We start from the raw sequence: 26,063 nt of genomic DNA, 5'->3' as shown, positions 1-26,063 counted from the left end.
TTATTCTTATTTACTCCTCGATACATTCCGATTAAAAACTCGAAACACTCCTGCCGACCTTTAGGTAACGCAAAAAAATAGATCCCTTTTTTCAAAGGGATTTGTTATTTATAAATAGAAATCTCATCAACACCCAAAGATGATTTTTGTCCACGATACATCCCTTCCGTATTAAAAGGCATAGCAATATTTCCTTTGGCATCAACGGCAATTAAGCCGCCATCGCCTCCTAATTCTAAAATACGTTTGTTGATGACTTCGTTTGAAGCATCCTGTAGACTCATATTTTTATGCTCCATTAAACAAGCCACATCATAAGCCACAACACCTCGAATAAAAAACTCACCACTTCCCGTACATGAAATCGCACAGGTTTTATTATTGGCATAATTTCCGGCACCAACCATTGGGCTATCACCAACGCGACCCCATTTTTTATTGGTCATACCTCCTGTTGATGTAGCCGCGGCAATATTCCCATCTTGATCGCAAGCTACTGCTCCAACGGTTCCAAATTTTGAATCTTTCTTTTTGGCGTGATCCAACTGAAAACTATCTGTATCTTTTATTTCTAACCATTGTTTATGTCTAAAATCATCATAAAAATAGGTCGCATCTTCTAATTTATAATCCAATTCTTTGGCAAAACGCATGGCGCCTTCACCTGCTAAAAACACATGTTCACTTTTTTCCATGACGTCTTTTGCAAGGCTAATTGGGTTTTTTATTCCTGAAATTAAACTTACCGCTCCAGCATTTAAGGTCTTCCCATCCATAATACAGGCATCCATTTCGTGGGTTTCTTCAGCTGTAAAAACACTGCCTTTTCCCGCATTGAATAAATGCGAATTTTCTAAAACCATAACCGACTTTTCAACCGCATCTACAGCTGTTCCTCCCGATTCTAACAAATCATAACCTGCATGCAAAGCCGTTTTTAAAGCCTGTTTATATTGCAATTCTAAATCAGGTGTCATCATCCCTTTTACCAAGGTTCCTGCACCACCATGTATGGCTATTGAAAATGTATTCATATATAAATTATTCTAATAGATTAATACTGTTTTGAGCTTTGGATAAAAAAAATGATTCTAAATAAATGCATACTTAGAATCATATAAAAGTTACAAATTATTTTTTACTGTTTTACATATACATTAGTGGCATCAGATTCAGAATAAGAAGTACTTATTACATCACCATTAGCATCTACAAACACAATAGGATATTCGAAAAATGTTGATCTTGAAATGGTATTGTTAGACAACATTGTTATAGTTGTTGGATCTCCATTATTATCTGCTACAATAGTACCATTCTCTAACTGAATCCATGTAAAATTATAAGAAGAATTATCTACTAAACACTCAAAACTGAAGGTTTCCACATTATTAGAATTTGTAAGCGTAAGCTCTAAATCCGTTGTATACGTAATGCTACCCGTACCGTTTGCGTTAAATATCATTGTTTCTCCTTGGTAACAACCCGATTCACTAACAAGATTATTAGATTCCGTACCATCGTTATTTAAATCGAAAGCATCATTTTCTACATTAAATTGAGATATCACCCAAGTACCGATTATTGCAGGTGTGTTATCAACATTAGCATCATCATCACTTGAACATGACAACATACATAAACAGAATAAACTTAATACTATTTTCCTCATTTTTTAAAAATTTTAAAAGCAAAAATACAATAAATATCACAAATTGAAATTTAATTATTTACAGTAAAAAGCATAAGTTTTTGTAGATTTGAAGCACTTGTCTTTTCAAGAGTAGAGTTGAACTTTTTACAATTATTAAATAGAATAAAAGGCTTCAGACTACAATGGAAGAAACATCTTAATTTCAAACATATATTTTACACATGTCCGATAAAAAACGTCTTTTTCTAGTTGATGCGTATGCCCTTATTTTCCGCGGCTATTATGCGTTTATAAAAAACCCACGAATTAACTCCAAAGGCACCGATACCTCTGCTATTATGGGTTTTATGAATTCCCTTTTAGATGTTATTAAGCGTGAAAGACCAGATCATTTAGCAGTTTGTTTTGATAAAGGCGGAAGTGCAGATCGTGTGGAAATGTACGAGGAATACAAAGCCAATCGGGATGAAACACCGGAAGGCATTAAAGTGGCTGTTCCGTATATATTGGAAATTTTGAAAGCCATGCATATTCCTATTATGGTAAAGGAAGGTTTTGAAGCTGATGATGTTATTGGAACACTTTCTAAACAAGCTGAAAAAGAAGGCTATCAAACTTTTATGGTGACGCCGGATAAGGATTTCGCCCAATTAGTTTCTGAAAATATATTTATGTACCGTCCAAAATCATTTGGTGGTGGCTATGAAGTTTGGGGAATTCCTGAAGTTCAGAAAAAGTTTGAAGTCGAACGTCCTGAACAGGTAATCGATTTTCTAGGTATGATGGGTGATGCCTCGGATAATATTCCTGGTTTACCTGGCGTTGGCGAAAAAACGGCCAAAAAATTCATCAAAGCTTATGGCAGTATGGAAGGTCTTTTGGCAAATACCCACGAGCTTAAAGGCAAAATGAAGGAAAAGGTAGAAGCATCTAAAGAATTAGGGTTGTTATCTAAAAAGCTAGCAACCATTATGCTAGATGTTCCTGTGGAATTTAATGCGAAAGATTTTGAGCTAGACCAACCTGATATTGCAAAAGTCACCGAGATTTTTCAAGAATTAGAATTCAGACGATTAATTGATAATTTCTTAAAAACATTTGCCGTTCAACCGGAGGAAACAGCTTCAGAAACGTCTACAAAAACAGCTGATATTAAAGTCACACCTAAAGAAACGGCTTCGGCAGGTGCTGGACAATTTTCATTGTTTGGTGGTGATCCATCAAGTGCTGCAGAAACCGAAATTACAAACGATTTCACTAGAAAAACGGCTGATACCACATCGCATTTCTATCAAAGTATTGCACCTGGAATGGCTACAAAACTGTTCATCACAAACTTAATGAATCAGACATCGGTTTGTTTTGATACCGAAACTACGGGTCTCAATCCGCTAACAGCTGAATTGGTTGGGATTGCATTTTCATGGGAAATTGGTAAAGGATTTTATTTGCCTTTTTCAGAAAACAAGGAAAAAGCACAAGAATTACTTGAAGCCTTGCGTCCATTTTTCGAGAATGAAGCTATTGAAAAAGTTGGACAAAACTTAAAGTATGATATCAAAGTCTTGGCTAAATACAATATAACCGTAAAAGGAAAATTGTTTGATACCATGTTGGCTCATTATCTGATAAATCCAGATATGCGACATAATATGGATGTTCTAGCTGAAACCTATTTGAATTATTCGCCTATTCCCATAGAAACACTCATTGGAAAGAAGGGTAAGAATCAGAAAAGCATGCGTGATGTGCCTTTAGAAATTCAAACGGAATATGCGGTTGAAGATGCTGATATTACCTTGCAGTTAAAAGAACTTTTCACCAATGAACTCGGTGAAGCCAATACTCAAAAATTATTCGATGATATTGAAATCCCATTGCTCCGCGTTTTGGCTGCTATGGAATTGGAAGGTATTAATTTAGATACCGAATTTTTGAATTCCCTTTCCGATCAATTGAATTCAGATATAGCCGATTTAGAACAAAAAATTTATACCGAAGCTGGTGAAGAATTCAATATTGCCTCACCAAAACAATTAGGCGATATTTTATTTGATAAAATGAAATTGGTTGCAAAACCTAAAAAAACCAAAACAGGCCAATATGCCACAGGCGAAGAAATATTAAGCTACCTAGCAAAAGACCATGAGATTATTCAGAGTATTTTAGATTTCAGAGGCCTTTCAAAATTAAAAAGCACCTATGTAGATACGTTGCCACTTCAGGTAGAACCATCAACAGGACGCGTGCATACAGATTATATGCAAACCGTTGCAGCCACGGGACGATTGAGCAGTAACAATCCGAATTTACAGAATATCCCCATCCGTACTGAACGTGGACGACAAGTACGAAAAGCCTTCGTACCCAGAAATGACGACTACACCTTATTAGCTGCCGATTATAGCCAAATAGAATTACGCATTATTGCTGCTTTAAGTGAAGAAGAAACCATGATTGAAGCCTTTAAAAATGGCGAAGATATTCATGCGTCTACCGCTTCTAAAGTATTTAATGTGCCACTTGCCGACGTAACTCGTGAACAACGAAGCAACGCCAAAACGGTTAATTTTGGAATAATCTATGGTGTATCAGCTTTTGGATTGAGCAATCAAACGGATTTAAACCGCAACGAAGCCAAAGAACTGATTGATACCTATTATGAAACCTATCCAAAACTGAAACGCTATATTGGAACGCAAGTTGATTTTGCACGTGATCATGGCTATGTACAAACCGTTTTAGGAAGACGCCGATATTTAAAAGATATTAATAGTAGAAATGCCGTTGTTCGTGGAGCTGCCGAACGGAATGCTGTAAATGCACCCATTCAAGGATCTGCTGCTGATATTATTAAAATTGCCATGATCAGTATTTTCAATAAGTTGAATGATGGAAATTACAAAACCAAAATGCTTTTACAGGTACATGATGAATTGGTTTTTGATGTGTACAAACCCGAATTAGAAGTTATTAAAACATTGGTGAAAACCGAAATGGAAAGTGCTTTTACGTTAGCCGTTCCGTTGGATGTGGATATGGATATTGGCGATAATTGGTTGGAGGCGCATTAATAATTAATTTAAATTATTGAATTTGATTAAAATATATTATATTTGGACAATAATTGTCTAAAAATAATTTGTCTAATGAGAACATTAGGAAAAACACTTAAAGAAGCTAGAGATAAAGCTGATTTAATTCTTCGAAAAGTCTCCGCTCAAGTAGATATTGACCAATCTCTTATCAGTAAGTTTGAGAAAGACGAACGGAAACCAACAAAAGAACAACTCATAAGACTTGCAATCTTTTATAATCTTTCACAGAAAGATTTAATAATAAGTTGGTATTCAGATAAAATTGCAGAAGATTTGAAATATACAGAATCAACAACTGAAATTTTAAAAGTAGCGGAAGAAAAAATTAATTACTACAAAACTCAAGATAATGGCTAATAAGAAAATAAAAGTAGCAGAACTATTCGCTGGTGTTGGCGGTTTCAGACTTGGACTTGAGAAAAGTGATTTTGAAATAGTATGGAGCAACCAATGGGAACCTTCCACAAAAAAGCAACATGCTTCGGAAGTCTATGAAGCACGATTTGGGAAAGAGAACCATTCAAATGAAGATATAAATGAAGTTGTTACAAGAGATGTTGAAGAAATCCCTGACCATGACTTATTGGTTGGAGGATTTCCTTGTCAAGATTATTCTGTCGCAACAACATTGCATAACTCTAAAGGCTTAAAAGGAAAAAAGGGAGTCCTTTGGTGGTCAATTCATAGTATTTTAGAGAATAAAAAGAACAAACCTAAATACCTGTTTTTAGAAAATGTGGATAGACTTTTAAAATCACCTGCAAATCAAAGAGGTCGTGATTTTGCAGTCATGCTTCAAAGTTTAAATGATTTAGGTTATGCCGTAGAGTGGCGAGTCATAAATGCAGCTGAATATGGAATGCCGCAAAGACGACGACGAGTTTTCTTTATTGGATATCATAAATCTACAGATACATATAAAAAAATTATAAAATCTAATAAATCATATTGGTTAACTGAAGAAGGAGCAATAGCTAAAGCTTTTCCTATAGAAAAGAACATCAAAATTCAAGAAATTGAACTTAAAGGTGATTTAGTTGAAATAACCAACAACTTCAACAAAGACAGAAAATCATCCCCTTTTCTTAACACAGGAATGTTATTAAATGGAAAAGTATATACAGCTAAAAGTACACCAAAATATAAAGGAAATAAATCGAAACTAAGAGATTTAATCCAAAACGGAGAAGTTTCAGATGATTTTTTTATTGAGCGCAAAAAATTAAAAACTCCAAAAATTATTACAAATCGTGATGGGTCAAAAAGTACTATAACGACAGAAATAGAAATGTGGGAATATTTGAAAGGTTCTAAAAAGGAGAAAAGAATTACGCAAGATGGATTTGAATATAATTATGGTGAAGGCGCTATGATTTATCCAGATTCTCTTGACAATGCCTCTAGAACCATAATTACGGGAGAAGGTGGAAAATCTCCATCACGCTTCAAGCATGTTATTGAATCTGACAGAGGATTACGTAGATTAACTCCTATTGAACTTGAAAGACTAAACATGTTTCCTGACAACCATACACGGCTAGAAGGAATTACAGACACCAAAAGAGCTTTTTTTATGGGAAATGCTTTAGTTGTTGGAGTAATTGAAAAAATAGGCAAAGAACTTTTAAGCAAAATAGAAAATGGATAAAAGATCAAATAGAGTACAACCTATCAGATTATCACCAAAATTCTTCCCTTTAGATATTCATAAATCTATGTTTATTAATGATTTAATGATAACAATTCCTCAATATTATGCTGAATCTTGGGGTGAACAAGTTTTAAATACTCATAACCTAGATAATAAATCGTGGGAAATTGAAATAAATTATGAATCACCAAAAGAACTAGGCAAGGTGAAAAATAATTTTAAAGGAAGATTATCATTGTTTTTCGCTAAAGGCAGGAGTAAAACAAGTAGTTACCGGTTAAAATGGAATAATGATTTTGCTATACAGTTAGCAAAAGATTACCCGAAGAGCTTTGTGAGGTCATTAGAGTTCCATATTGGGGATGATTACTATAAGAATCAGAAATTTACTGAATATGACATTGGCGGTTTCAAAGAACAATTACAAGTTAAAATTATCTGGACAGACAACAATCCAAAAATATACTTAAAAGAGTTCTTTAGAGTTCGAGAAGAATCTCAAGGTTTTCCAAAAATTTTCAATGAGCTTAGCTCATATTTAATTACCGATTATTTATTAAGTTCAGAAGACGAAATATTAAGAAGAATTCAAGTAAGTGACTGGAAACCTAGGATTAATATTCAAAAAGAACTAAATGAAAATAATATTTATATCCTATTAAATAGAGAAACAAAAGAAGTATACTTCGGTGAAACTAAGAAGTCTTTGTCAAAAAGATATCCTATAAAACAAAAACATCATTCATTTGATGAGTGGACAGAGTACTGCATTATACAATTACCTCCTGAAACATCCGAACATTCACGATTATTAGTTGAACGAATATTAATTGCCGTAGGCTCTAAGCTTTTCCCTAATATACTATATAGCGATAAACCTGTTCTTGACTTAGGTATTGGCCTAACTTTAAAAAATAGAAAAAAGTAGAAGTTTTAACTATATAACATACCTAGTCATAATAGAAGCAGGTGCTATTTCTCCATGCACAATGCCACTAATTTCTCTTAATTCATCAAAAAAACTGGAAACTCGCTCTACTTTCATAAAACCTCAATTAAAATATAATAAAGCGCTTTAAATAAACATTACTTAAGGCTATTTTCAGGAGCTTATCGGTGTATATCTCACCATCAATTGTAAAAATATCTGACATTTAAACTAATGTATAAAGATCAATGACATATACTGAATTACTTTCTATTAATTCAAATTTAAAAAAGGCAACTTTAAAATCTGTTCGCCTTAAATACCTGAAAATTATAATTCTTCATTAACTAGATTTAAGTAAATACATAAGGCTATTGGATCTACAAAATCGTCAACAACTAATGAGCCGCTTTCAAACCTATAAACAAAAGCAACTGTAGTTTCAGAATCTAAACCAGAGAATATTGTCAACAAAAACTAATCCCTGATGAAACCCATATATGGTTATTCTATTTAATTAAAAAGCTCCAATCTTGGCAGCGCATCAGCTAACCCCTTTACAACTACTTTAACCGAGTTAATGCAAGTGATTAAAAAATAAAAGATTTACAACCTTAAGCATACTTTATGTATTTGACACAAAAAATTCTTAACATTCCATGGATAGGCTGAGCCACATTTAAAACAATTCATTACCTTCATCATTATAAAAGTATATAAACAAACATCAAACCATTCTTACTCAAAACCAAAATGCTCTTACAAGTACATGATGAATTGGTTTTTGATGTCTACAAACCCGAATTAGAAGTCATTAAAACGTTGGTAAAAACAGAAATGGAAAGTGCGTTTACGCTAATAGTTCCTTTGGATGTGGATTTAGATACTGGAGATAATTGGTTGGAGGCGCATTAAAATTAGTAATCAAACAATATGGTAATAAAAAATCCAATTAATAAAAAAGTGCATGTTTACACATCAAGGTAAAAGCAGAACTTCCAAACATAATTTACATATTGCGACCATTCTGTCTGTAGTAGCAGGAATTGTGAATGTAACAGGGTTTTTATCTTTCAAGCAATTAACCACACATGTAACAGGTCATTTTGCACTATTTATTAATGACGTGGCTGAATTTAAATTTTGGCAAGGCACAATTTATTTTTTATATATTTTCTCATTCCTATTCGGCTCCTTTGCCTCTAGCTTTTTAATTGAGAAGTTTAAAAGAAACAAAAAACTTAATGTTTATGTAATGCCGACAATTATTGAATGTATCATTTTATTATCCATTGGACTTGTCAGTAATTTTATTACAATAGAATCTCCCAACCAGATTGTTTGTTTACTACTTTTTGCTATGGGACTTCAAAACTCGTTTGTAACGAAAATTTCCAATGCTGTAGTAAGAACAACACACCTTACCGGTCTATTTACAGATTTAGGTATTGACTTATCGCTTTTACTCTTTAAAAAACACCGTCATAAAAGACAAAAACTAAAAGTAAATATTAAACTACGTCTATATATCATTTTATCCTTCTTTCTGGGCGGATTGCTTGGTGGTTTCTTTTATTCACGATTAAACATGGAGTTAAACACGCTCTTTTTTGCAGCTTTCATTCTATTTATCAGTTTATTTTATGATGATTTGAAATATAAATTTATAAAAATAAAACGTTCCTGATGCACATTACCGAGTCCTAATAGAAAACCCTTAATACACTATTTAACTGCGCATATGCACCTTCTGGGTTTTCTATACAACACCAGTAAATCCACATGCGTCCTTTTCAAATAATAGCCTTATTAAAAAGGCGCTTTACCCATTTTAGACAGTTTTTCATTTAGTTCAAAAAAACGACTTCTAATTCCTGAATACCCAAAACTCTCTAATCTTTTGGTGTGCATATCGAGATACTTTTCGGTACTTTCTCTAGTCTCAACCATATAAACCCCACCAGCTTCTTCAGCTTCTTTATTTTCCGTCCAGAATTTCCAAATAAAACCAGGTTCTTTGATAATACTTTCAATGAGTTCTGTCATTTCACTTGCTAATTGATCTCCCCAAATTCCTTTGTGTGGAAAATCTACTTACATAATAACTGCCATAACCTTCAATTTTACATTTTTATAAAATTACAACAAAAATATACCTAACGTATTTAAAGCACATATTTTGGTAGATTAAAAATCAACACCTCTTACTTGAATAAAAACAACAGAATAAAAATACGTATTTAAAAAATGCTTACTTTAGTAATCCAATAACGCCAGCTTATTGAGTTGGAATTATTAATAGTAAAACAAATTACAAACATTTAAAACAATCTATCATGGCAAAAAGTCAAGACGCAAAAAAGAACTTAAAAAAAGAACCAGCTAAAACGGCTAAAGAGAAAAAGGCTGAAAAGAGACTGAAGAAAGCAAAATAAGCTTTAAAACGTTCCAACACATAGGATGGATTTTAATTAAAAGGAGAAAAACAAAAATCAACTTTCATTCAAAATCCATCATTTCTTTCTCCTATTATATAGTGTACTAAATTATCATCCCAAATTTAAATATGTAGACGCTCATATTTACCACCTAAACCAAACCCAAAAAAGATATAAACAAAGTTATCAAAAATAACTCAGCGCACTATTTGGTAATCAAATATATAATCGTAAATTTGCAAACTCTTTTAAAGAGAGGAATGTTTAATAAGTAAAATTAATAAGTGTGGACACAATAAGCTACAAAACGATTTCAGCCAACAAAGCTACTGTTAATAAAGAGTGGGTTTTAGTTGACGCTGAAGGTCAAACATTGGGCCGTTTAGCTTCTAAAGTTGCAAAACTTTTAAGAGGAAAACATAAGCCTAACTTCACACCACACGTTGATTGCGGTGATAACGTAATTGTTATCAATTCGGAAAAAATCAACTTGTCAGGTAACAAGTGGACAGATAAAACATATATCCGTCACACAGGTTATCCAGGTGGACAAAGAAGTTTAACTGCTACTGAATTGTTTGGAAAAGATCCAGCAAGATTAGTAGAGAAATCAGTAAAAGGAATGTTACCTAAAAACAAATTAGGTGCCGAATTATTCCGTAACCTTAACGTTGTTGTTGGTGCAGAGCATACGCATGCTGCGCAAAAGCCAAAAACAATTAATTTAAACGAATTCAAGTAAATGGAAGTAATTCACAAAATTGGCCGTAGAAAGACGGCTGTTGCTCGTGTATATCTTGCTGAGGGAACTGGCAAGATTACAATTAATAAAAAAGACATGACGGTCTATTTTCCTACTGCAACATTGCAGTACAAAGTAAACCAACCTTTAGTTATGACTAACAATGATGGCAACTTTGATATTACAGTAAATGTATATGGAGGTGGTGTTACAGGTCAAGCTGAAGCAATCCGTTTAGGTATTTCTCGTATTATGTGCGAGTTAGATCCTGAAAACAGATTGACATTAAAGCCAGAAGGCTTGTTAACTAGAGATCCAAGAATGGTGGAGCGTAAGAAATTCGGACAGAAGAAAGCGCGTAAGAAATTCCAATTCTCGAAACGTTAATATTATTATCGAAATTTATTTTACTATGTCATGCTGAACGCAGTCGAAGCATCGTTTAAAATAAACTTCAAAACACAAAATTTAAACAGTTATTGTTGTCCTAGCGTAAAGCAGGATTTAGTTTAGCATCTAAATGGTTTAGGCGATTTTTATTATAAAAAGACCACTAAATCATTGCTAATTCAACAGAACGTAAACTATTACAAAATGGCAGTAGAAGTAAAAGAATTACTTGAAGCAGGTGTACACTTCGGTCACCTAACACGTAAGTGGGATCCAAACATGGCGCCTTACGTATATATGGAGCGTAACGGTATCCATATTATCAACCTTTACAAAACAGCAGCTAAAATAGAAGAAGCAGGCGAAGCGTTAAGCAAAATCGCAGCATCTGGTCGTAAGATCTTATTTGTAGCTACTAAAAAACAAGCTAAAGATATTGTTGCTGAAAAAGCAGCTGATATCAACATGCCTTACATCACAGAAAGATGGCCAGGTGGAATGCTTACAAACTTTATTACTATTAGAAAAGCCGTTAAAAAAATGGCGACTATTGATAGAATGAAGAAAGATGGTACTTTCAATTCCTTATCTAAAAAAGAACGTTTACAAGTAGATCGTCAACGTGCTAAATTAGAAAAGAATTTAGGTTCTATTACTGATATGACACGTTTACCAGCGGCATTATTTGTTGTTGATATTAAGCGTGAGCACATTGCTATTAAAGAAGCTCAAAAATTAAACATTCCTATTTTTGCAATGGTAGATACCAACTCTGACCCACGTCAAGTTGATTATGTGATCCCTTCAAATGATGATGCTTCTAAATCAATAGACAAAGTGTTAACACACGTTACAGCAGCTATCGCTAATGGTTTAGCAGAACGCAAAGCAGAAAAAGACGCTCCTAAAGCAGAAAAAGATGCGCCTAAAGCGAAAAAAGAAGCTAAAAAGGAAGTTGTAAAAGACGAAGAAGAATAAAAACTTAAGTAAAACAATCTTATAAAAGTCGTTTGATACCGTTTCCGTAAAGAAAACACGTTAAACGACTTTTTTAAATTTAAAATACATTTTCAAGCTATGGTAAAAGTAACAGCCGCAGAAGTAAATAAATTAAGACAAGCCACAGGTGCAGGTATGATGGACTGCAAAAAAGCTTTAGTAGAAGCTGAAGGCGATTTTGATAAAGCAATTGACGTATTACGTAAAAAAGGTCAGAAAGTAGCAGAAAAAAGAGCCGACAGAGATTCTTCTGAAGGTGCTGCAGTAGCTAAAATTAACGATGCAAACACTGTTGGTGTTGCTCTTGTTTTAGGTTGCGAAACGGATTTCGTTGGAAAAAACGAAAGCTTTTTAGCTTTAGCTAATGAGTTAGCAGATGTTGCTATCAACTTCAATACAAAAGAAGACTTTTTAGCAGCCGATTTTAAAGGTATGACTGTTGCTGAAAAATTAGTTGAGCAAACAGGTGTTGTTGGCGAAAAATTAGAAATCACTGGTTTCGAAAAATTAGAAGCGCCTTTTGTTGGACAGTATGTTCACATTAATAAAATTGCAGCTTTAGTAGGTTTAACAGAAAAGGTAGATAATGCTGAAACATTGGTGAAAGATGTATCTATGCAAGTAGCTTCTATGGGAGCAACGTCTTTATCTTACAAAAATTTCGATTCAGCTTTCGTTGCTAACGAAACTGAAGCGCGTATTGCAGTTATTGAAAAAGATAATATTGAATTAGGTCGTTTAGGTAAAACACTTAAAAATGTACCTCAATATATTTCTATGGCACAGTTAACGCCAGAAGTTTTAGCACAAGCAGAAGAAACTGCTAAAGCTGAATTAAAAGCTGAAGGTAAGCCAGAACAAATTTGGGATAAAATTCTTCCAGGTAAAATGGAGCGTTTTATTTCAGATAATACAACTTTAGATCAAGAACAATGTTTATTAGATCAGCGTTTTATTAAAGATGACAAGCAAACAGTTGCACAATATGTGGAATCTTTTGGCAACGTTGCCATTACTGATTTCAAACGTGTTTCTGTAGGATAATTTAAAATTATCAATCATATAGTAAAGCCTCTCAAGTAATTGAGAGGCTTTTTTTTATACCATTTTTTATTAAAATGACCACCATAGAGAAAACCTATAGTGCGTTTAGAGGGCCTTTTTACGGGAAAACCGTAACGGTTTTTTGGATTTTCGATAAACGGCACATAATTCATAAAAAAAGCTTGTGTAAATCATTTTTTTTTTTTTATGTTTAACATGTTGAAAATAACTTGATGAAGTTTTAGAAGTCTGAATCAGTTATTTAAAACAGGATATATCACCAAAACTGACGTCAGTTATTTATTCCCTCTATAACTTGGCAAATAGCATAAAACTTCTAAAATAAAACTTCTACAAAATTTCTAAAGTTAAAACTTCTAGGTTTTGACATTAAACCTAATCACATCGCTTTTAGCGGATGGATAGGTTATGCCATAACTGCAAACAATTTTACTAACTTTAAAACAAGATTGTACGAATGAAAAAATACAAACTGAAAACACATTTGAAATTCTTTTTATTACTCTTTGGAATTTAACTATTACTGGTTAATTGTCAGAAAGATGATTTTAGTAATCAGGAAAACAAAAATTCTTTAACAGAGTCTAATGTTAAAATAACCACTTTACGAACGGATAAAATTCTAAAAAAGAAGCGTTTACTAACCAAAGCTAGATAAAATTAAAACAAAACTAAAAGTCTCAACCAAAGCAACGTTCATTAATGGTCGCGAAGTTTATAGTGAAGAAAATGGATTCACCATCAATACAGACTATTGTAAAGAAATCTTTGATGGTACAAAATACACCTACACATTTCCTGTGTACAGAGAGGAAGATAATGGTTATTTAGAAAACCTTTGGTTAATTGAGCAAGCAGACAGCACCTATACAGCCTTTTTAGTTCAATACGAATTTACCCCTGAAGATATAACAGCCCTTAATTTTAGGCAACAAATAAACGTTGAAAATAAGATAACATATATTGAACTTAATGCAGATGAATTAGTTGGTGATATATTCGGTAAATACTATTATAATGGTGCGTGTTACGAAGATTTATGGACTTATCAGTCAGGAACCAGATGTCGGAGTACAAAACACACTTTTGCTCAAGGAAATGAATGTGATTATTGGGGCACAACCGATATGGCTACAAATGGCGGTTACGTTCTTTTACCTACTTTAGTGCCTTGTGGTGACGGAGGTGGTGGTCCAAGCAATGGCGGAAATCCTCCAGATTATAACCCAACAAATCCAAATGGTAATCCCAATCATGGAGGCGGTAATCAAGGTGGATCAACAACGCCTGTTACTTGTAAGTTTTGTCCTGAATTAGAGCCTCCAATGGATAACGGAGATAATAATAGTCCAGACCAAAAAAATTGTGATGAACTCAACCGCATTGGAAATTCTACTTATACCGCAAGTGCTTTCAATACTTTAAATAACAATCTTTCTCAAAATGCAGAAACAGGATTCTCTCTAGATATTAGGGCAAATTTTCCAAACTTTGCTGTTATTCCTAAACCACCAGTGAGTTATAGTGAAGTAAGCGCTGGTCAAAACCCGTTTAGCTTTGCCTTTTTGCATAACCATTTTATTGGTAAATTTGAAATGTTTGGTCATGGTGATATTCACACCTTGTTTAGATATGCTAATAATTTTAACCCAAGCTTATTGCCTAATTATCAATTTGACAACTCCTTGTTTACTATCTTCATGACCGTAAGAGACCATACCTATGCTATTAAAATTGAAGATATAGATAAACTAGCTTCAATTCAGCAATATTTTGTTGATGAAACAACAGAAGAAGCATTCCAAATGCAATTAGATAGGGTTTTCAAAGATGCTAATAGAGACGCTTATGGAAATAGAAAGCCCAATCCAGCAGACGCTGACCAAGAGGAACTGGCAAAAGCCTTTCTGAAATTTGTAAGCGAAACTAACGATTTTGGCATTGCACTTTATAAAGCGAATACAAACGATATGTTAAGCCAAAATGCAACTTGGCAAAAATTGTCATTAGATACCAATGGCAACATAACACCAACAAACTGTAATTAAAATTTAAAAATTATGAAAACACCAATTTATAGTGTACTCTTATTTATTTGCTCAATAGTTTCTTGTAAGGCTCAAAGTCCTATAATATCATTATATGACGGCCCTGGCTATGCTCAAACCGCGAATGCTTATTATAAAGATACTGATAACGATTTTGATAGGTTTATTGGAACGTGGGAATATAACAACGGGAGTGAAAAATTAAGAATTATTATTAGAAAAAAAGAACAATATTTTTATAATGGTTTAGGCAATATTCCTGCCTTTTATGCAGATTATCTATATGGAGAATATCTTTACAAAGATTCTAATGGGAATGAATTAGTTAATACCTTAACAAATATAGATAGTAATCCTGCCGATATATCTGAACATTTAATTTTTGGTAATGCAATAGACCCGTCTCAATATTTACCAAACTGTGAAAATTGCGGGCCGAACGAGCGCAGTATTTTCTTGGCTTTTTATGATCCTGGCAGAGATTATTTGAAATGTAGACTGGTTTTAAGAACCATACCTAATACTCAAAACAATAACGTTAACGATTTAAAAGCAGTTATAACCGGTAGTTATTCTATAATACCGGAAGGCTCACCAACAAATAGCAGAATACCTTATGGCAAATATGTTATGATAAAACAATAAATAATTTTAAAGCCTCTCATGCATTTGAGAGGCTTTTTTGTTTTCAAAAATTACTGTTATCTTACACTGAAACCCAAGTCTACATCTTCAAACTATGAAAACACCAATTTATATTATACTCGTATTTGTTTTTTCAATAGTTTCTTGTAAGGCACAAAGTCCAATTATTCCTTTAGATAATCAGAATGAATTTGTAAATGGCGCTTATTATAAAGACACTGAAAATGAGCTAGATAAGTTTGTAGGCACATGGGTATATACTAACGGTAACACCTCTCTAACTGTTATTTTTCAAAAAAAAGTACAAGTTTATAACGATGAATGGTATGAAGATTTACTAATAGGCGAATATAGTTACACAGTGAATGGGAGAGAAATTGTAAATACTTTACTAGATTTAAATATTGCAGACCCATATTACCATAGTATAGCAGGAAATGAAATAATAAATAAAAACAATAGGCCAAGTTGTTCAGCATGTACTCCAATAGAAAGGCGAGTTTTAATGTTTTTCGATGATCCAGATCCAAACAGAAAATATTTAAGTAGTTATTTAGCAATTAGGTATATTGAAGATAATGGTATAGAAAAAATAGAAGCAAAGCTAGTTAGTATAGGTACAAGAGCAATACCAGAAGGTGCGCCAACAGAACCAAGAGTGCCTTATGGAGACTACGTTTTGGTAAGACAATAAAATTGTGCTTCAATACATCTTCAGACACCAATTAACCTTCCAAAAATCTTGGGAGGTTTTTTATAAATTCCTCTAAAATTTCGCAATTCAAAAAATAAAAAAATTATGTAGCTTTGCAAAACCGCAATTCCCATAATCGTGAGAAGCGCATATATCTAAAACAGCACATGAAATACAAAAGAATTCTTTTAAAATTATCTGGAGAAGCATTAATGGGTAATCGTCAATATGGTATTGATCCAGCACGTTTATCAGAATATGCTAATGACATAAAAGAAATTACAGAAAAAGGTATAGAAGTTGCCATTGTTATTGGTGGTGGAAATATTTTTAGAGGTGTTGCAGGTGCTAGCAATGGTATGGATCGTGTTCAAGGTGACCACATGGGTATGTTAGCAACGGTTATAAACGGTTTAGCATTACAGAGTGCTCTGGAAAATGCAGATGTACCAACACGCTTGCAAACAGCTATTCATATTGAGCAAGTTGCAGAACCTTTTATTCGTAGAAAAGCCATGCGTCATTTAGAAAAAGGTCGCGTTGTTATTTTTGGCGGTGGAACCGGAAATCCGTATTTTACTACCGATTCAGCAGCCGTTTTAAGAGCTATTGAAATTGAAGCGGATGTTATTTTAAAAGGCACACGTGTAGATGGTATTTACACAGCAGATCCGGAAAAAGATTCCAAAGCCATTAAATTCGACCATATTACGTTTGATGATGTATTACGAAAGGGATTAAAGGTTATGGATACAACCGCTTTTACCTTAAGTCAGGAAAACGAATTGCCAATTATTGTTTTTGATATGAACAAAAAAGGCAACCTTTTAAAAGTGGTTTCTGGCGAAAATATTGGAACAAAAGTTAATTTATAATATTACATTTACTGTTTGGCTTGTTTTTTGAATCAAGCTTAAAACTTATAAAATTCTTTACAGATGGAAGACATTCAATTTATATTAGACTCGGCAAAGGAATCAATGGAAGCCGGAATTAGGCATTTAGAAAAACAATTAGTAAACATTAGAGCTGGTAAAGCAAGCCCAGCTATGCTTGGTAGTGTTATGGTAGATTATTACGGATCTCAAACACCTTTAAGTCAAGTGGCAAATGTAAACACACCAGATGGTAGAACGATTACCGTTCAGCCATGGGAAAAAAATATGCTTCAAGAAATTGAACGTGGTATAATGCATGCTAATTTGGGTTTTAACCCAATGAATAATGGCGATACGATTATTATAAACGTTCCACCATTAACGGAAGAACGCCGAATTAATCTAGCCAAGCAAGCTAAATCTGAAACAGAAGACGCTAAAGTAAGTATTAGAAGTGCTAGAAAAGATGCCAATACAGACATTAAAAGTCTAGAGGATGCCTCTGAAGATCTTCAGAAAAATGCTGAAATGGATATTCAAAAAATGACCGATAAATACGTTCTGAAAATAGACAGTATTTTTGATGTTAAGGAGAAAGAAATAATGACTGTTTAAATTTAAAAAGCGACATTAAAAAGTCGCTTTTTTAATAGAATTAACGTGCCAACTATTCATGTGGAAATATTTTCTAACTGTTTTATGTGTTCTATGTGTTTTGCGTGTGCAGTCTCAAACACCTATTGTATCTAAAGACACGGTTGCTGTTCAGCAAGATTCCTTAAAAAAAAGAGATTTATTAAGGCAACTTGGTAATGGTTTTTTTCCAACCAAGTACTTTGATATAGATCTACGTTACCTTATAAAATATAATCAATACGAAGGGTTCCGAACTGGTTTTGGAGGCGCAACAAACGATGGATTCTCTGAAAAATATCGCGTGCGTAGCTATGTAGCTTATGGATTTCGTGATAACCGCTTTAAATACGGTGTTGGTGGTAGTGTGCGCCTAACATCTAATGGTCAAACATGGTTGAATGTTAATTATACCGATGATTTGCAAGAAACAGGTAGCTCCAAATTTCTAACAGATAAGCGTTTCTTTAGTTTTTTTGAACCCCGATTGTTAAATATAGATTTATTCTATAAATTCATAAAACAATCCGTTTCCATTGAACATGCATTAACACCAAAAATCCTTTCGGAATTACAATTTGCGGTCAGCAACATCAATCCAACATATAATTATCAATATTTGGATGGTGGCAAAACTTATTCCGAATTTAATTTAAGTACCGCTATTGTATCGTTTCAATACAACCCGTTTAGCGAGTACAAATTAGTAAAAAACCGCCTTAGAGAAACAACAGTAGGTTTCCCTAAATTTTCGCTTCAATTTACGCAAGCTATTAGTGGTGTTTTTAAAAGTGAATTAAATTTTTCGAAAATTGATTTTCGAACGCTTTATGAAATAAAACACCAGCCGGAATCCTTTACGCGATTTGTACTAACCGCAGGATATGCAAATGGTAATGCGCCATTATCTCATTTATATCACGCCTACCCAAACAACATTAATAAAGAAACTATTTTACAGCGATTTTCAGTTGCTGGTATTGATAGTTTTGAAACCATGTTTTTTAACGAATTCTTTTCAGATAGGTTTACAACCGTTCAATTCCGCCATTATTTCAAACCCTTCCAAATTGCTAGTCGCTTTAAGCCACAATTGGTTTTAATATCTCGATTCGCCATTGGAAATATGAATAATATTGATAAGCACCAAGGTATCACCTTCGGCACCTTAAATAAAGGGTATACGGAGTCCGGTTTTGAAATTAATAAACTCCTTTTTGGTTTTGGTTTAAGTGGTACCTATCGCTATGGTGGCTACCATTTACCTGAATTTGAAGACAATATTGCTGTAAAGTTCACTTTTAACGTGACATTATAAAGCAATATCATCTGTAATACATCGCTTTTCCTTACCTTTGCGCCTGTTTTTAATAGCGTATGTTTAAATTATTTTCAAAAAATTTCTGGGATGTTGTTGCGCGACTTATTTTGCGGAACAAAATTGGTATTCTTATAAGTATCCTTGCAGTTACTATCTTTTTTAGCCTGCAGTGGAAAAACATGCGTTTTACTTATACAGAGGCCAACCTGCTACCAGATGATCATGAGGTAAATGTTGTTTACCAAAACTTTCTTGATATTTTTGGTGAAGAAGGTAACTTAATTGTTCTAGGTATTAAAGATTCAACTTTATTTACGGTTGAAAACATGAACGCTTGGAACGATTTATCCGATCGTTTTAAAACCTTTGAAGCGGTTGATGCTGTAATTTCTTTAAAAGATTTACAGAAGCTTGTTAAAGATGATGTCAATGAACGTTTTGTATTAGAACCGTTTATTAAAGACTCAATCCGTTCGTTATCACAAATTGATACATTACAAAACGAGCTCTTTAACCAATATCCATTCTACGATAATTTCTTATTTAATAAAGAAACTAAAACAATCAGAACGGCTATTTACATGAATAAAGCCATTGTAAATACAGCAGCTCGTAAGGATTTTGTTTTTGATGAGTTAATTCCCATAATTAAAGAGTTTGAGGAAAAAACCAATATGGACGTTCGGGTTTCTGGTATGCCATATGTACGTACCTTAAATGCCCAAAACATTGTAGACGAAATCGGTATTTTTATTGCTGGTGCGCTTTTGGTGACGTCGTTTATCTTCTTTTTGTTTTTCAGATCCTTTAGAGCTACGCTTATATCCATGCTCGTGGTTTGTTTAGGTGTCATGTGGACCTTTGGTATCATTGGACTCCTGAATTATGAGATTACGGTTTTAACAGCTTTAATTCCGCCTTTAATTATCGTTATCGGGATTCCGAACTGTATTTTCTTAATTAACAAATATCAACTTGAAGTTAAACTGCATGGAAATAAAGTCCGGTCGCTTCAACGTGTAATTACTAAAGTTGGAAATGCTACGTTATTAACTAACTTAACAACGGCATCTGGATTTGCCACATTTATCTTAACAGAAAGCACCTTATTAAAAGAATTTGGTATCGTGGCGTCCTTAAGTATTTTGGCCATATTTATTTTATGCCTTCTTATAATTCCTATCATTTACACCTTTCTACCTTATCCAAAAGATAGACATTTAGAACATTTAAACAAACGTTGGATTGGTGGTTTTGTAAATTGGATGGAGCGCATGGTAAGAGAACGTCGCATTACCATTTACATTACAGCCATTGTATTACTCGTTGTAAGTATGATTGGAATTTATCAGATAAAAATTTCTGGTAGTCTGATTGAAGACATGTCCAAGGAAGCCGAATTCTTCGAAGATATTCGCTTTTTTGAAGAAGAATTTAGTGGCATTATGCCTTTAGAAATTTTAGTGGATACCAAACGTAAAAAAGGCGCTACTAAATTGGCCACGCTAAAACGTATGGATGAATTAGAACAGCTCATCCTGGAAACACCTGAATTATCAAAACCAATTTCAATTGTAGGGCTTGCAAAATATGCTAAACAAGCCTATACAAATGGAAACCCTAAATATTATCAATTACCAACTAGTCAGGAAAATTTATTTATTTCATCCTATATAAAGAATTCGTCATCCAATGTTAATTTATTAAAAAGTTTTGTAGATAGTACAGGTCAATACGCACGTATCACAACCTTTATGAAGGACATTGGCACGGATAAAATGGAGCGTATTGAGGAAAATCTTCAAACGGAAATAAACAAAACATTCCCGAAAGAAAAATATGAAGTTACCATAACCGGGAAAGCACTTGTTTTCTTGAAAGGAACCAAGTTTTTGGTTAAAAATTTAGCTATTTCACTGTCATTAGCCATTTTATTGATTTCGCTTTTAATGGCATATATGTTCCGATCCTTTAAAATGATTATCGTATCATTAATCCCAAACCTCCTGCCTTTAGTGATTACTGCTGGATTAATGGGTTATTTAGGTGTTCCAATAAAACCATCTACCATTTTAGTTTTTAGTATTGCTTTTGGTATTTCGGTGGATGATACCATTCACTTTTTGGCAAAATACAGACAAGAACTTCAAGCTAATAACTGGAAAATTAAGAAATCCGTTTATGCCGCTTTACGCGAAGCCGGTGTGAGTATGTTTTACACCTCCATTGTATTATTTTTCGGGTTCTCCGTATTTACCGTTTCTAGTTTTGGTGGAACTGTTGCATTAGGCGCACTAGTATCTGCAACTTTATTATTTGCCATGCTATCCAACTTGTTATTATTACCGTCCCTATTATTATCCCTAGAACGAAGTATTGCCAATAAAGAAGATTTAAAAGAACCAAGTATCAATATTATTCCAGATGATGATTATGATGATGAAGAAGATGCCATCGAAAAAAAATCTTCTGACTTAAAATAAATAGCGAAACAATTTCAAAAATTGCATTTGATTTTTGACTTGTGAAACTAGTATCTTTGTACCCTCTAATTTTTTATAAAAATGAAAATGCAAACCGTTGCTGAATTATTAAAAAAAGGAAATACCCTTCAAGAAGTTACTATTAAAGGATGGGTAAGAAGTTTCCGATCCAAACGATTTATAGCCTTAAATGATGGCTCAACATTAAATAATATCCAATGTGTTGTTAATTTTGAAGAAACTGATGAAACGACATTAAAGCGCATTACAACAGGCGCTGCTGTTTCCATTACGGGAGAATTAACGGAAAGTCAAGGACAAGGTCAGAGTTTAGAAATTCAAGTGAAAAAAATTGAAATTTTAGGCGATTCGGATCCGGAAAGCTACCCAATTCAACCTAAAAAACACTCTTTCGAATTTTTAAGAGAAAACGCGCATTTACGCACCAGAACAAATACGTTTAGTGCCGTTATGCGATTGCGTTCATCTTTATCATTTGCCATTCATAAGTATTTCAATGAAAATGGCTTTTACTATATGCACACACCAATTATCACAGGTAGTGATGCCGAAGGTGCTGGCGAAATGTTTCGTGTAACTGGATTAGATCCTAAAAATCCACCATTAACGGAAAATGGAAAAGTAGATTACTCAAAAGATTTCTTTGGTAAAGAAACCAATTTAACGGTTTCTGGTCAGTTAGAAGCTGAAACCTATGCCATGTCTTTAGGTAAAGTGTATACATTTGGGCCAACTTTTAGAGCTGAAAACTCCAATACGTCTCGCCATTTAGCCGAATTCTGGATGATTGAACCAGAAGTCGCTTTTATGGACTTGGCTGGTAATATGGATTTAGCTGAAGATTTTATGAAATCTGTTTTAAGCTATATTTTAGAACACAATAAAGAAGATTTAGAATTTTTAGACCAACGTCTTTTAGACGAAGAAAAAACAAAACCACAAGCAGAGCGCTCGGAAATGTCGCTTATTGAGAAAATTAAATTTGTGGTTGATAATAATTTCAAACGTGTAAGTTATACCGAAGCTATTGATATTTTAAGAAATAGTAAGCCTAACAAGAAAAAGAAATTCAACTATATCATTGAAGAATGGGGAGCTGATTTACAAAGTGAACACGAACGATTCCTAGTAGAAAAACACTTCAAGTGTCCTGTTATTTTATTTGATTATCCTGCAAACATTAAAGCATTCTATATGCGTTTAAATGAAGATGGGAAAACGGTTCGCGCTATGGATATTTTATTTCCTGGAATTGGCGAAATGGTTGGTGGTTCACAACGTGAGGAACGCTTGGACGTATTAAAAGAAAAAATGAAAGCGTTAGATATTGACGAAGAGGAATTATGGTGGTATTTAGATTTACGAAAATACGGAACTGCTGTACACTCCGGTTTTGGTTTAGGTTTTGAGCGTTTGGTGATGTTTGCAACAGGAATGGGCAACATTCGCGACGTGATTCCATTTCCAAGAACACCTCAAAATGCGGAGTTTTAATTAAGACCTTTCAATTAAACGAAAAAAAATAATTTTATAAAACAATCTGCGTTAATCAATAATGTAGATTGTTTTTTTTATTTTTATAGAAACCCAAAACACACGCATGCTCAAGCAATTTTTACAATTTAAATTATCACAGAAGCTTTCGCCACAGCAGATTCAATTAATGAAATTGATTCAGCTACCGACGCAAGCTTTTGAGCAACGGCTAAAACAAGAATTGGAAGAAAATCCAGCGCTTGAAAGTGGGAAAGAGTCTTTGGAAGATGAGTACGATGATGATTTTGATAACAGTCAAGATGAATATGACGATAACGAAAAAATAGAATCTGAGGATATTAATATTGATGAATATTTAAGTGATGATGAAGTTCCAGATTATCGTACACAAGCTAATAATTATAGTGCTGATGATGAGGAAAAGACCATGCCGTATGCCGCAGGAACATCCTTTACGCAACATTTAAAGAACCAGCTAAACACCTTTCGCTTAAATGACGAAGAACGTGAAATAGCGGAATTTCTGGTAGGAAGTGTTGATGAAAGTGGTTATATCCGACGGGAATTAATAGATATTACAGACGATTTAGCCTTCACACAAAATGTGTACACCTCAGAAGATAAAATTGAAGCGGTATTAAAAGTTGTACACCAATTAGATCCTGCAGGTGTTGGTGCGCGCAATCTGCAAGAATGCTTAAGCATTCAATTGCATAGAAAACAGAAAAATCCGGATGTTGAATTGGCCATTGATATTATTGACAATGCTTTTGAACAATTCACCAAAAAACACTACAAAAAACTGATTCAGAAATTTGATATTACGGAAATGCAGCTAAAAGACGCTATTCACGTGATTGAACATTTGAATCCGAAACCAGGAGGTTCTTACGCAGGAAATAACCGCATAGTGGAACATGTGGTACCCGATTTTGCCATTCGTATTGTGGACGGCGAACTAGAGTTAACACTAAATGGCCGAAATGCACCTGAATTACACGTGTCGCGAGAATACAGCAACATGATGCAAGGTTATAAAGAAAGTAAAGAGAAATCGAAATCTCAAAAAGATGCCGTTCAGTTTATCAAGCAAAAACTAGATGCCGCCAAATGGTTTATTGAAGCTATTAGACAACGTCAGCAAACGTTATTTGTTACCATGAGTTCTATTATGCATTACCAAAAAGAGTACTTCTTAACAGGTGATGAGCGCAAATTACGCCCTATGATATTGAAAGATATCGCTGATGAGATTGAAATGGACGTCTCTACGGTTTCTCGTGTAGCAAACAGTAAATATGTGGATACACCTTATGGAACAAAATTGATTAAGGAATTCTTTTCGGAATCTATGACCAACGATCAAGGTGAAGAAGTATCAACTCGAGAAATAAAAAAAATATTAGAAACGGTTATCGAAGAAGAAAACAAGCGAAAACCTATGACGGATGACGCTTTAGCAAAAATACTCAAAGAAAAAGGCTATCCAATTGCTAGGCGAACCGTTGCCAAATACCGTGAACAATTAGACATTCCTGTGGCTAGATTACGAAAGAAAATCTGATGAATTTTATACTAAGAAGTATTTCGTTTATTTTCCATCCTATAGTGATGCCATTGCTTGGCGTGATTTTCTATTTTTCAAAATCACCAAGATATTTACCAATGGAAATCATTCAAGCCAAAGTGGTTTCCCTATTTATACTCACCATCTTATTACCCATTTTACTGTATTTCTTACTGAAGTCTTTAGGCAAAACGGATTCTATTTATTTACAATCTACAAAAGAACGTATTTTTCCACTTGTTTTAAATGCAATCATAACCCTCCTAATTGTTATCCGCGTATTACCCAGTCATGAAATAATAGAATTGTACTACTTTTTTGTTGGGATTTTACTATCCACTTTAAGCTGTTTAATTTTAGCTGTCCTGAAGTTTAAGGCTAGTATTCACATGATGGCTGTCTCTGGTGTGTTTATGTTTTACTTGGCCCTGAGTATTCATTTCAGTATAAATATTAATGGAACATTGGCATTAATGGCCATATTAATGGGCGCCATAGCGACATCTAGACTACATTTAAAGGCGCATACCTATCCCGAATTAATTACAGGCATATTTATTGGCCTTATTCCGCAGATAATTTTGGTGAATTATTGGTTATAAAATATAGAATATGAGTCCCACTTTAATGGCATTCATATCTACCGACTCATTATTAACACGTGCATTATTGAAAATAGGGTTCAAACCGTAATACACATAAATATTCCAGGTATTATAACCAGCACTCATAGTAAGTCCGTATTGTAGATTGTTAAACGAATCAATACGGCTGTTTTTAATCGTGCCTAAATCGCCTCGAAACTTGGAGGAGTTGTATAATACATAACCTACATTAACACCTGTATAAATACGCCAGAATTTATATTCTTCGGCCGTAGACGTTCGCCAACGCAATTGCAATGGCATCTCAACCATATAGGTGGTAAACTTATTTTTACTGTAATTAATATCACTCTTATCTAACACAAAATAATCCAAATTACCAGTAGCATCTTTGGTGATTAAAAAATTATGATTGAAGGAATTGGCAGACAAGCCCAAGCCGACTCCGAAGGCCACATTACGACGTTTATTAACTGGAAAATCACGAATAAACCCAAAATGAAAGCCACTGGAAAAACCACTTTGAGAAACACCATCAGGTTTGTTTCCCAATAAATTATAGGTTACAGCCGCATAAAATTGATCTTCACGATATTTATTGTCTACCTCATTTGTTATTGAATCATAAGGTACTTCAACTTGTGCAGAAACCGTTTGAAATACAGCCATAAAAACAGAAAAGAATAGAATTTTTTTCATGTGCAAC

At 33.8% G+C, this 26,063-nt stretch carries 22 protein-coding genes and 2 pseudogenes; 20 read left to right on the top strand and 4 right to left on the bottom strand.

Annotation, left to right across the window (positions count from 1 at the left end; translation table 11 throughout):
* Window positions 1-104: 104 nt before the first annotated feature.
* The gene (locus ES675_RS04925; protein ID WP_066249005.1) at window positions 105-1,034 is read right to left on the bottom strand and encodes an isoaspartyl peptidase/L-asparaginase family protein; all 930 of its coding nucleotides are present in this window, start codon (window positions 1,032-1,034) and stop codon (window positions 105-107) included.
* A gap of 104 nt (window positions 1,035-1,138) precedes the next feature.
* Window positions 1,139-1,672 (bottom strand): lipocalin family protein, encoded by a 534-nt coding sequence (locus ES675_RS04920; RefSeq protein ID WP_148367283.1) that lies wholly within the window; start codon window positions 1,670-1,672, stop codon window positions 1,139-1,141.
* A gap of 203 nt (window positions 1,673-1,875) precedes the next feature.
* Between ES675_RS04920 and polA the strand changes: the two genes are divergently transcribed.
* From polA to ES675_RS04890, 6 genes and pseudogenes are all read left to right on the top strand, one after another.
* Window positions 1,876-4,728, top strand: a complete 2,853-nt coding sequence (gene polA, locus ES675_RS04915) for a DNA polymerase I (RefSeq protein ID WP_066248998.1) — start codon at window positions 1,876-1,878, stop codon at window positions 4,726-4,728.
* A 75-nt stretch (window positions 4,729-4,803) separates the two neighbouring features.
* Window positions 4,804-5,109, top strand: coding sequence for a helix-turn-helix domain-containing protein (locus tag ES675_RS04910; protein WP_066248994.1), 306 nt, complete (start codon window positions 4,804-4,806; stop codon window positions 5,107-5,109).
* On the top strand, window positions 5,102-6,400 hold the full coding sequence (dcm, locus tag ES675_RS04905; protein WP_066248991.1) for a DNA (cytosine-5-)-methyltransferase: 1,299 nt from the start codon (window positions 5,102-5,104) through the stop codon (window positions 6,398-6,400). The genes ES675_RS04910 and dcm overlap by 8 nt, the downstream gene beginning before the upstream one ends.
* Window positions 6,393-7,331 carry a hypothetical protein gene (locus tag ES675_RS04900; RefSeq protein ID WP_066248987.1) on the top strand — a complete coding sequence of 313 codons (939 nt, stop codon included), beginning with the start codon at window positions 6,393-6,395 and terminating at the stop codon, window positions 7,329-7,331. Before dcm ends, ES675_RS04900 begins: the two co-directional genes overlap by 8 nt.
* A 744-nt stretch (window positions 7,332-8,075) precedes the next feature.
* Window positions 8,076-8,246: pseudogene (locus tag ES675_RS04895) on the top strand (DNA polymerase); the annotation flags it as partial.
* Between the two features lie 52 nt (window positions 8,247-8,298).
* Window positions 8,299-9,018 (top strand): YoaK family protein, encoded by a 720-nt coding sequence (locus tag ES675_RS04890; protein ID WP_066248984.1) that lies wholly within the window; start codon window positions 8,299-8,301, stop codon window positions 9,016-9,018.
* A gap of 122 nt (window positions 9,019-9,140) precedes the next feature.
* Here ES675_RS04890 and ES675_RS04885 read toward each other — a convergent pair.
* Window positions 9,141-9,413, bottom strand: a pseudogene (locus ES675_RS04885) (monooxygenase); the annotation flags it as partial.
* Window positions 9,414-10,055: 642 nt separating this feature from the next.
* On the opposite strand from ES675_RS04885, the gene rplM reads away from it, so the two are divergent.
* From rplM to ES675_RS04810, 14 genes are all read left to right on the top strand, one after another.
* Window positions 10,056-10,511 carry a 50S ribosomal protein L13 gene (rplM, locus tag ES675_RS04875; protein WP_066248979.1) on the top strand — a complete coding sequence of 152 codons (456 nt, stop codon included), beginning with the start codon at window positions 10,056-10,058 and terminating at the stop codon, window positions 10,509-10,511.
* Complete coding sequence (gene rpsI / locus ES675_RS04870) at window positions 10,512-10,898, top strand: 30S ribosomal protein S9 (RefSeq protein ID WP_066248975.1); 387 nt, start codon at window positions 10,512-10,514, stop codon at window positions 10,896-10,898.
* Between the two features lie 207 nt (window positions 10,899-11,105).
* Window positions 11,106-11,879: a 30S ribosomal protein S2 gene (gene rpsB, locus ES675_RS04865; RefSeq protein ID WP_066248972.1), complete on the top strand. Its 774-nt coding sequence runs from the start codon at window positions 11,106-11,108 to the stop codon at window positions 11,877-11,879.
* Between the two features lie 99 nt (window positions 11,880-11,978).
* A complete protein-coding gene (gene tsf, locus ES675_RS04860; RefSeq protein ID WP_066248970.1) occupies window positions 11,979-12,944 on the top strand; it encodes a translation elongation factor Ts in 966 nt (321 codons plus the stop codon).
* Between the two features lie 821 nt (window positions 12,945-13,765).
* Window positions 13,766-15,013, top strand: a complete 1,248-nt coding sequence (locus ES675_RS04855; protein WP_066248964.1) for a hypothetical protein — start codon at window positions 13,766-13,768, stop codon at window positions 15,011-15,013.
* Between the two features lie 12 nt (window positions 15,014-15,025).
* A complete protein-coding gene (locus tag ES675_RS04850; protein ID WP_066248961.1) occupies window positions 15,026-15,658 on the top strand; it encodes a DUF6705 family protein in 633 nt (210 codons plus the stop codon).
* 94 nt (window positions 15,659-15,752) lie between these two features.
* Window positions 15,753-16,352 (top strand): DUF6705 family protein, encoded by a 600-nt coding sequence (locus tag ES675_RS04845; RefSeq protein WP_066248957.1) that lies wholly within the window; start codon window positions 15,753-15,755, stop codon window positions 16,350-16,352.
* 167 nt (window positions 16,353-16,519) lie between these two features.
* On the top strand, window positions 16,520-17,227 hold the full coding sequence (gene pyrH, locus ES675_RS04840) for a UMP kinase (protein WP_066248954.1): 708 nt from the start codon (window positions 16,520-16,522) through the stop codon (window positions 17,225-17,227).
* 63 nt (window positions 17,228-17,290) lie between these two features.
* Window positions 17,291-17,845 carry a ribosome recycling factor gene (gene frr / locus ES675_RS04835; RefSeq protein ID WP_066248947.1) on the top strand — a complete coding sequence of 185 codons (555 nt, stop codon included), beginning with the start codon at window positions 17,291-17,293 and terminating at the stop codon, window positions 17,843-17,845.
* Between the two features lie 106 nt (window positions 17,846-17,951).
* A complete protein-coding gene (locus ES675_RS04830; RefSeq protein ID WP_231931260.1) occupies window positions 17,952-19,181 on the top strand; it encodes a hypothetical protein in 1,230 nt (409 codons plus the stop codon).
* Window positions 19,182-19,240: 59 nt separating this feature from the next.
* Entirely contained in the window at window positions 19,241-21,667 is a 2,427-nt protein-coding gene (locus ES675_RS04825; RefSeq protein ID WP_066248943.1) for an efflux RND transporter permease subunit, read from the top strand.
* Window positions 21,668-21,748: 81 nt separating this feature from the next.
* A complete protein-coding gene (asnS, locus tag ES675_RS04820) occupies window positions 21,749-23,182 on the top strand; it encodes an asparagine--tRNA ligase (protein WP_066248937.1) in 1,434 nt (477 codons plus the stop codon).
* Between the two features lie 106 nt (window positions 23,183-23,288).
* Window positions 23,289-24,749, top strand: coding sequence for an RNA polymerase factor sigma-54 (rpoN, locus tag ES675_RS04815; RefSeq protein ID WP_066248933.1), 1,461 nt, complete (start codon window positions 23,289-23,291; stop codon window positions 24,747-24,749).
* Complete coding sequence (locus ES675_RS04810) at window positions 24,749-25,354, top strand: hypothetical protein (protein ID WP_066248929.1); 606 nt, start codon at window positions 24,749-24,751, stop codon at window positions 25,352-25,354. Before rpoN ends, ES675_RS04810 begins: the two co-directional genes overlap by 1 nt.
* Here ES675_RS04810 and ES675_RS04805 read toward each other — a convergent pair.
* On the bottom strand, window positions 25,349-26,056 hold the full coding sequence (locus ES675_RS04805) for a porin family protein (RefSeq protein ID WP_066248926.1): 708 nt from the start codon (window positions 26,054-26,056) through the stop codon (window positions 25,349-25,351). The two genes, ES675_RS04810 and ES675_RS04805, sit on opposite strands and share 6 nt — an antisense overlap.
* Window positions 26,057-26,063 lie beyond the last annotated feature (7 nt).

Source organism: Algorimicrobium algoritergicola (genome assembly GCF_008086165.1).
In the GTDB taxonomy this organism is placed as follows: domain Bacteria; phylum Bacteroidota; class Bacteroidia; order Flavobacteriales; family Flavobacteriaceae; genus Algorimicrobium; species Algorimicrobium algoritergicola.
Note: the sequence above shows the minus strand (reverse complement) of the source record. Positions and strands in the feature narration are given on the sequence as shown.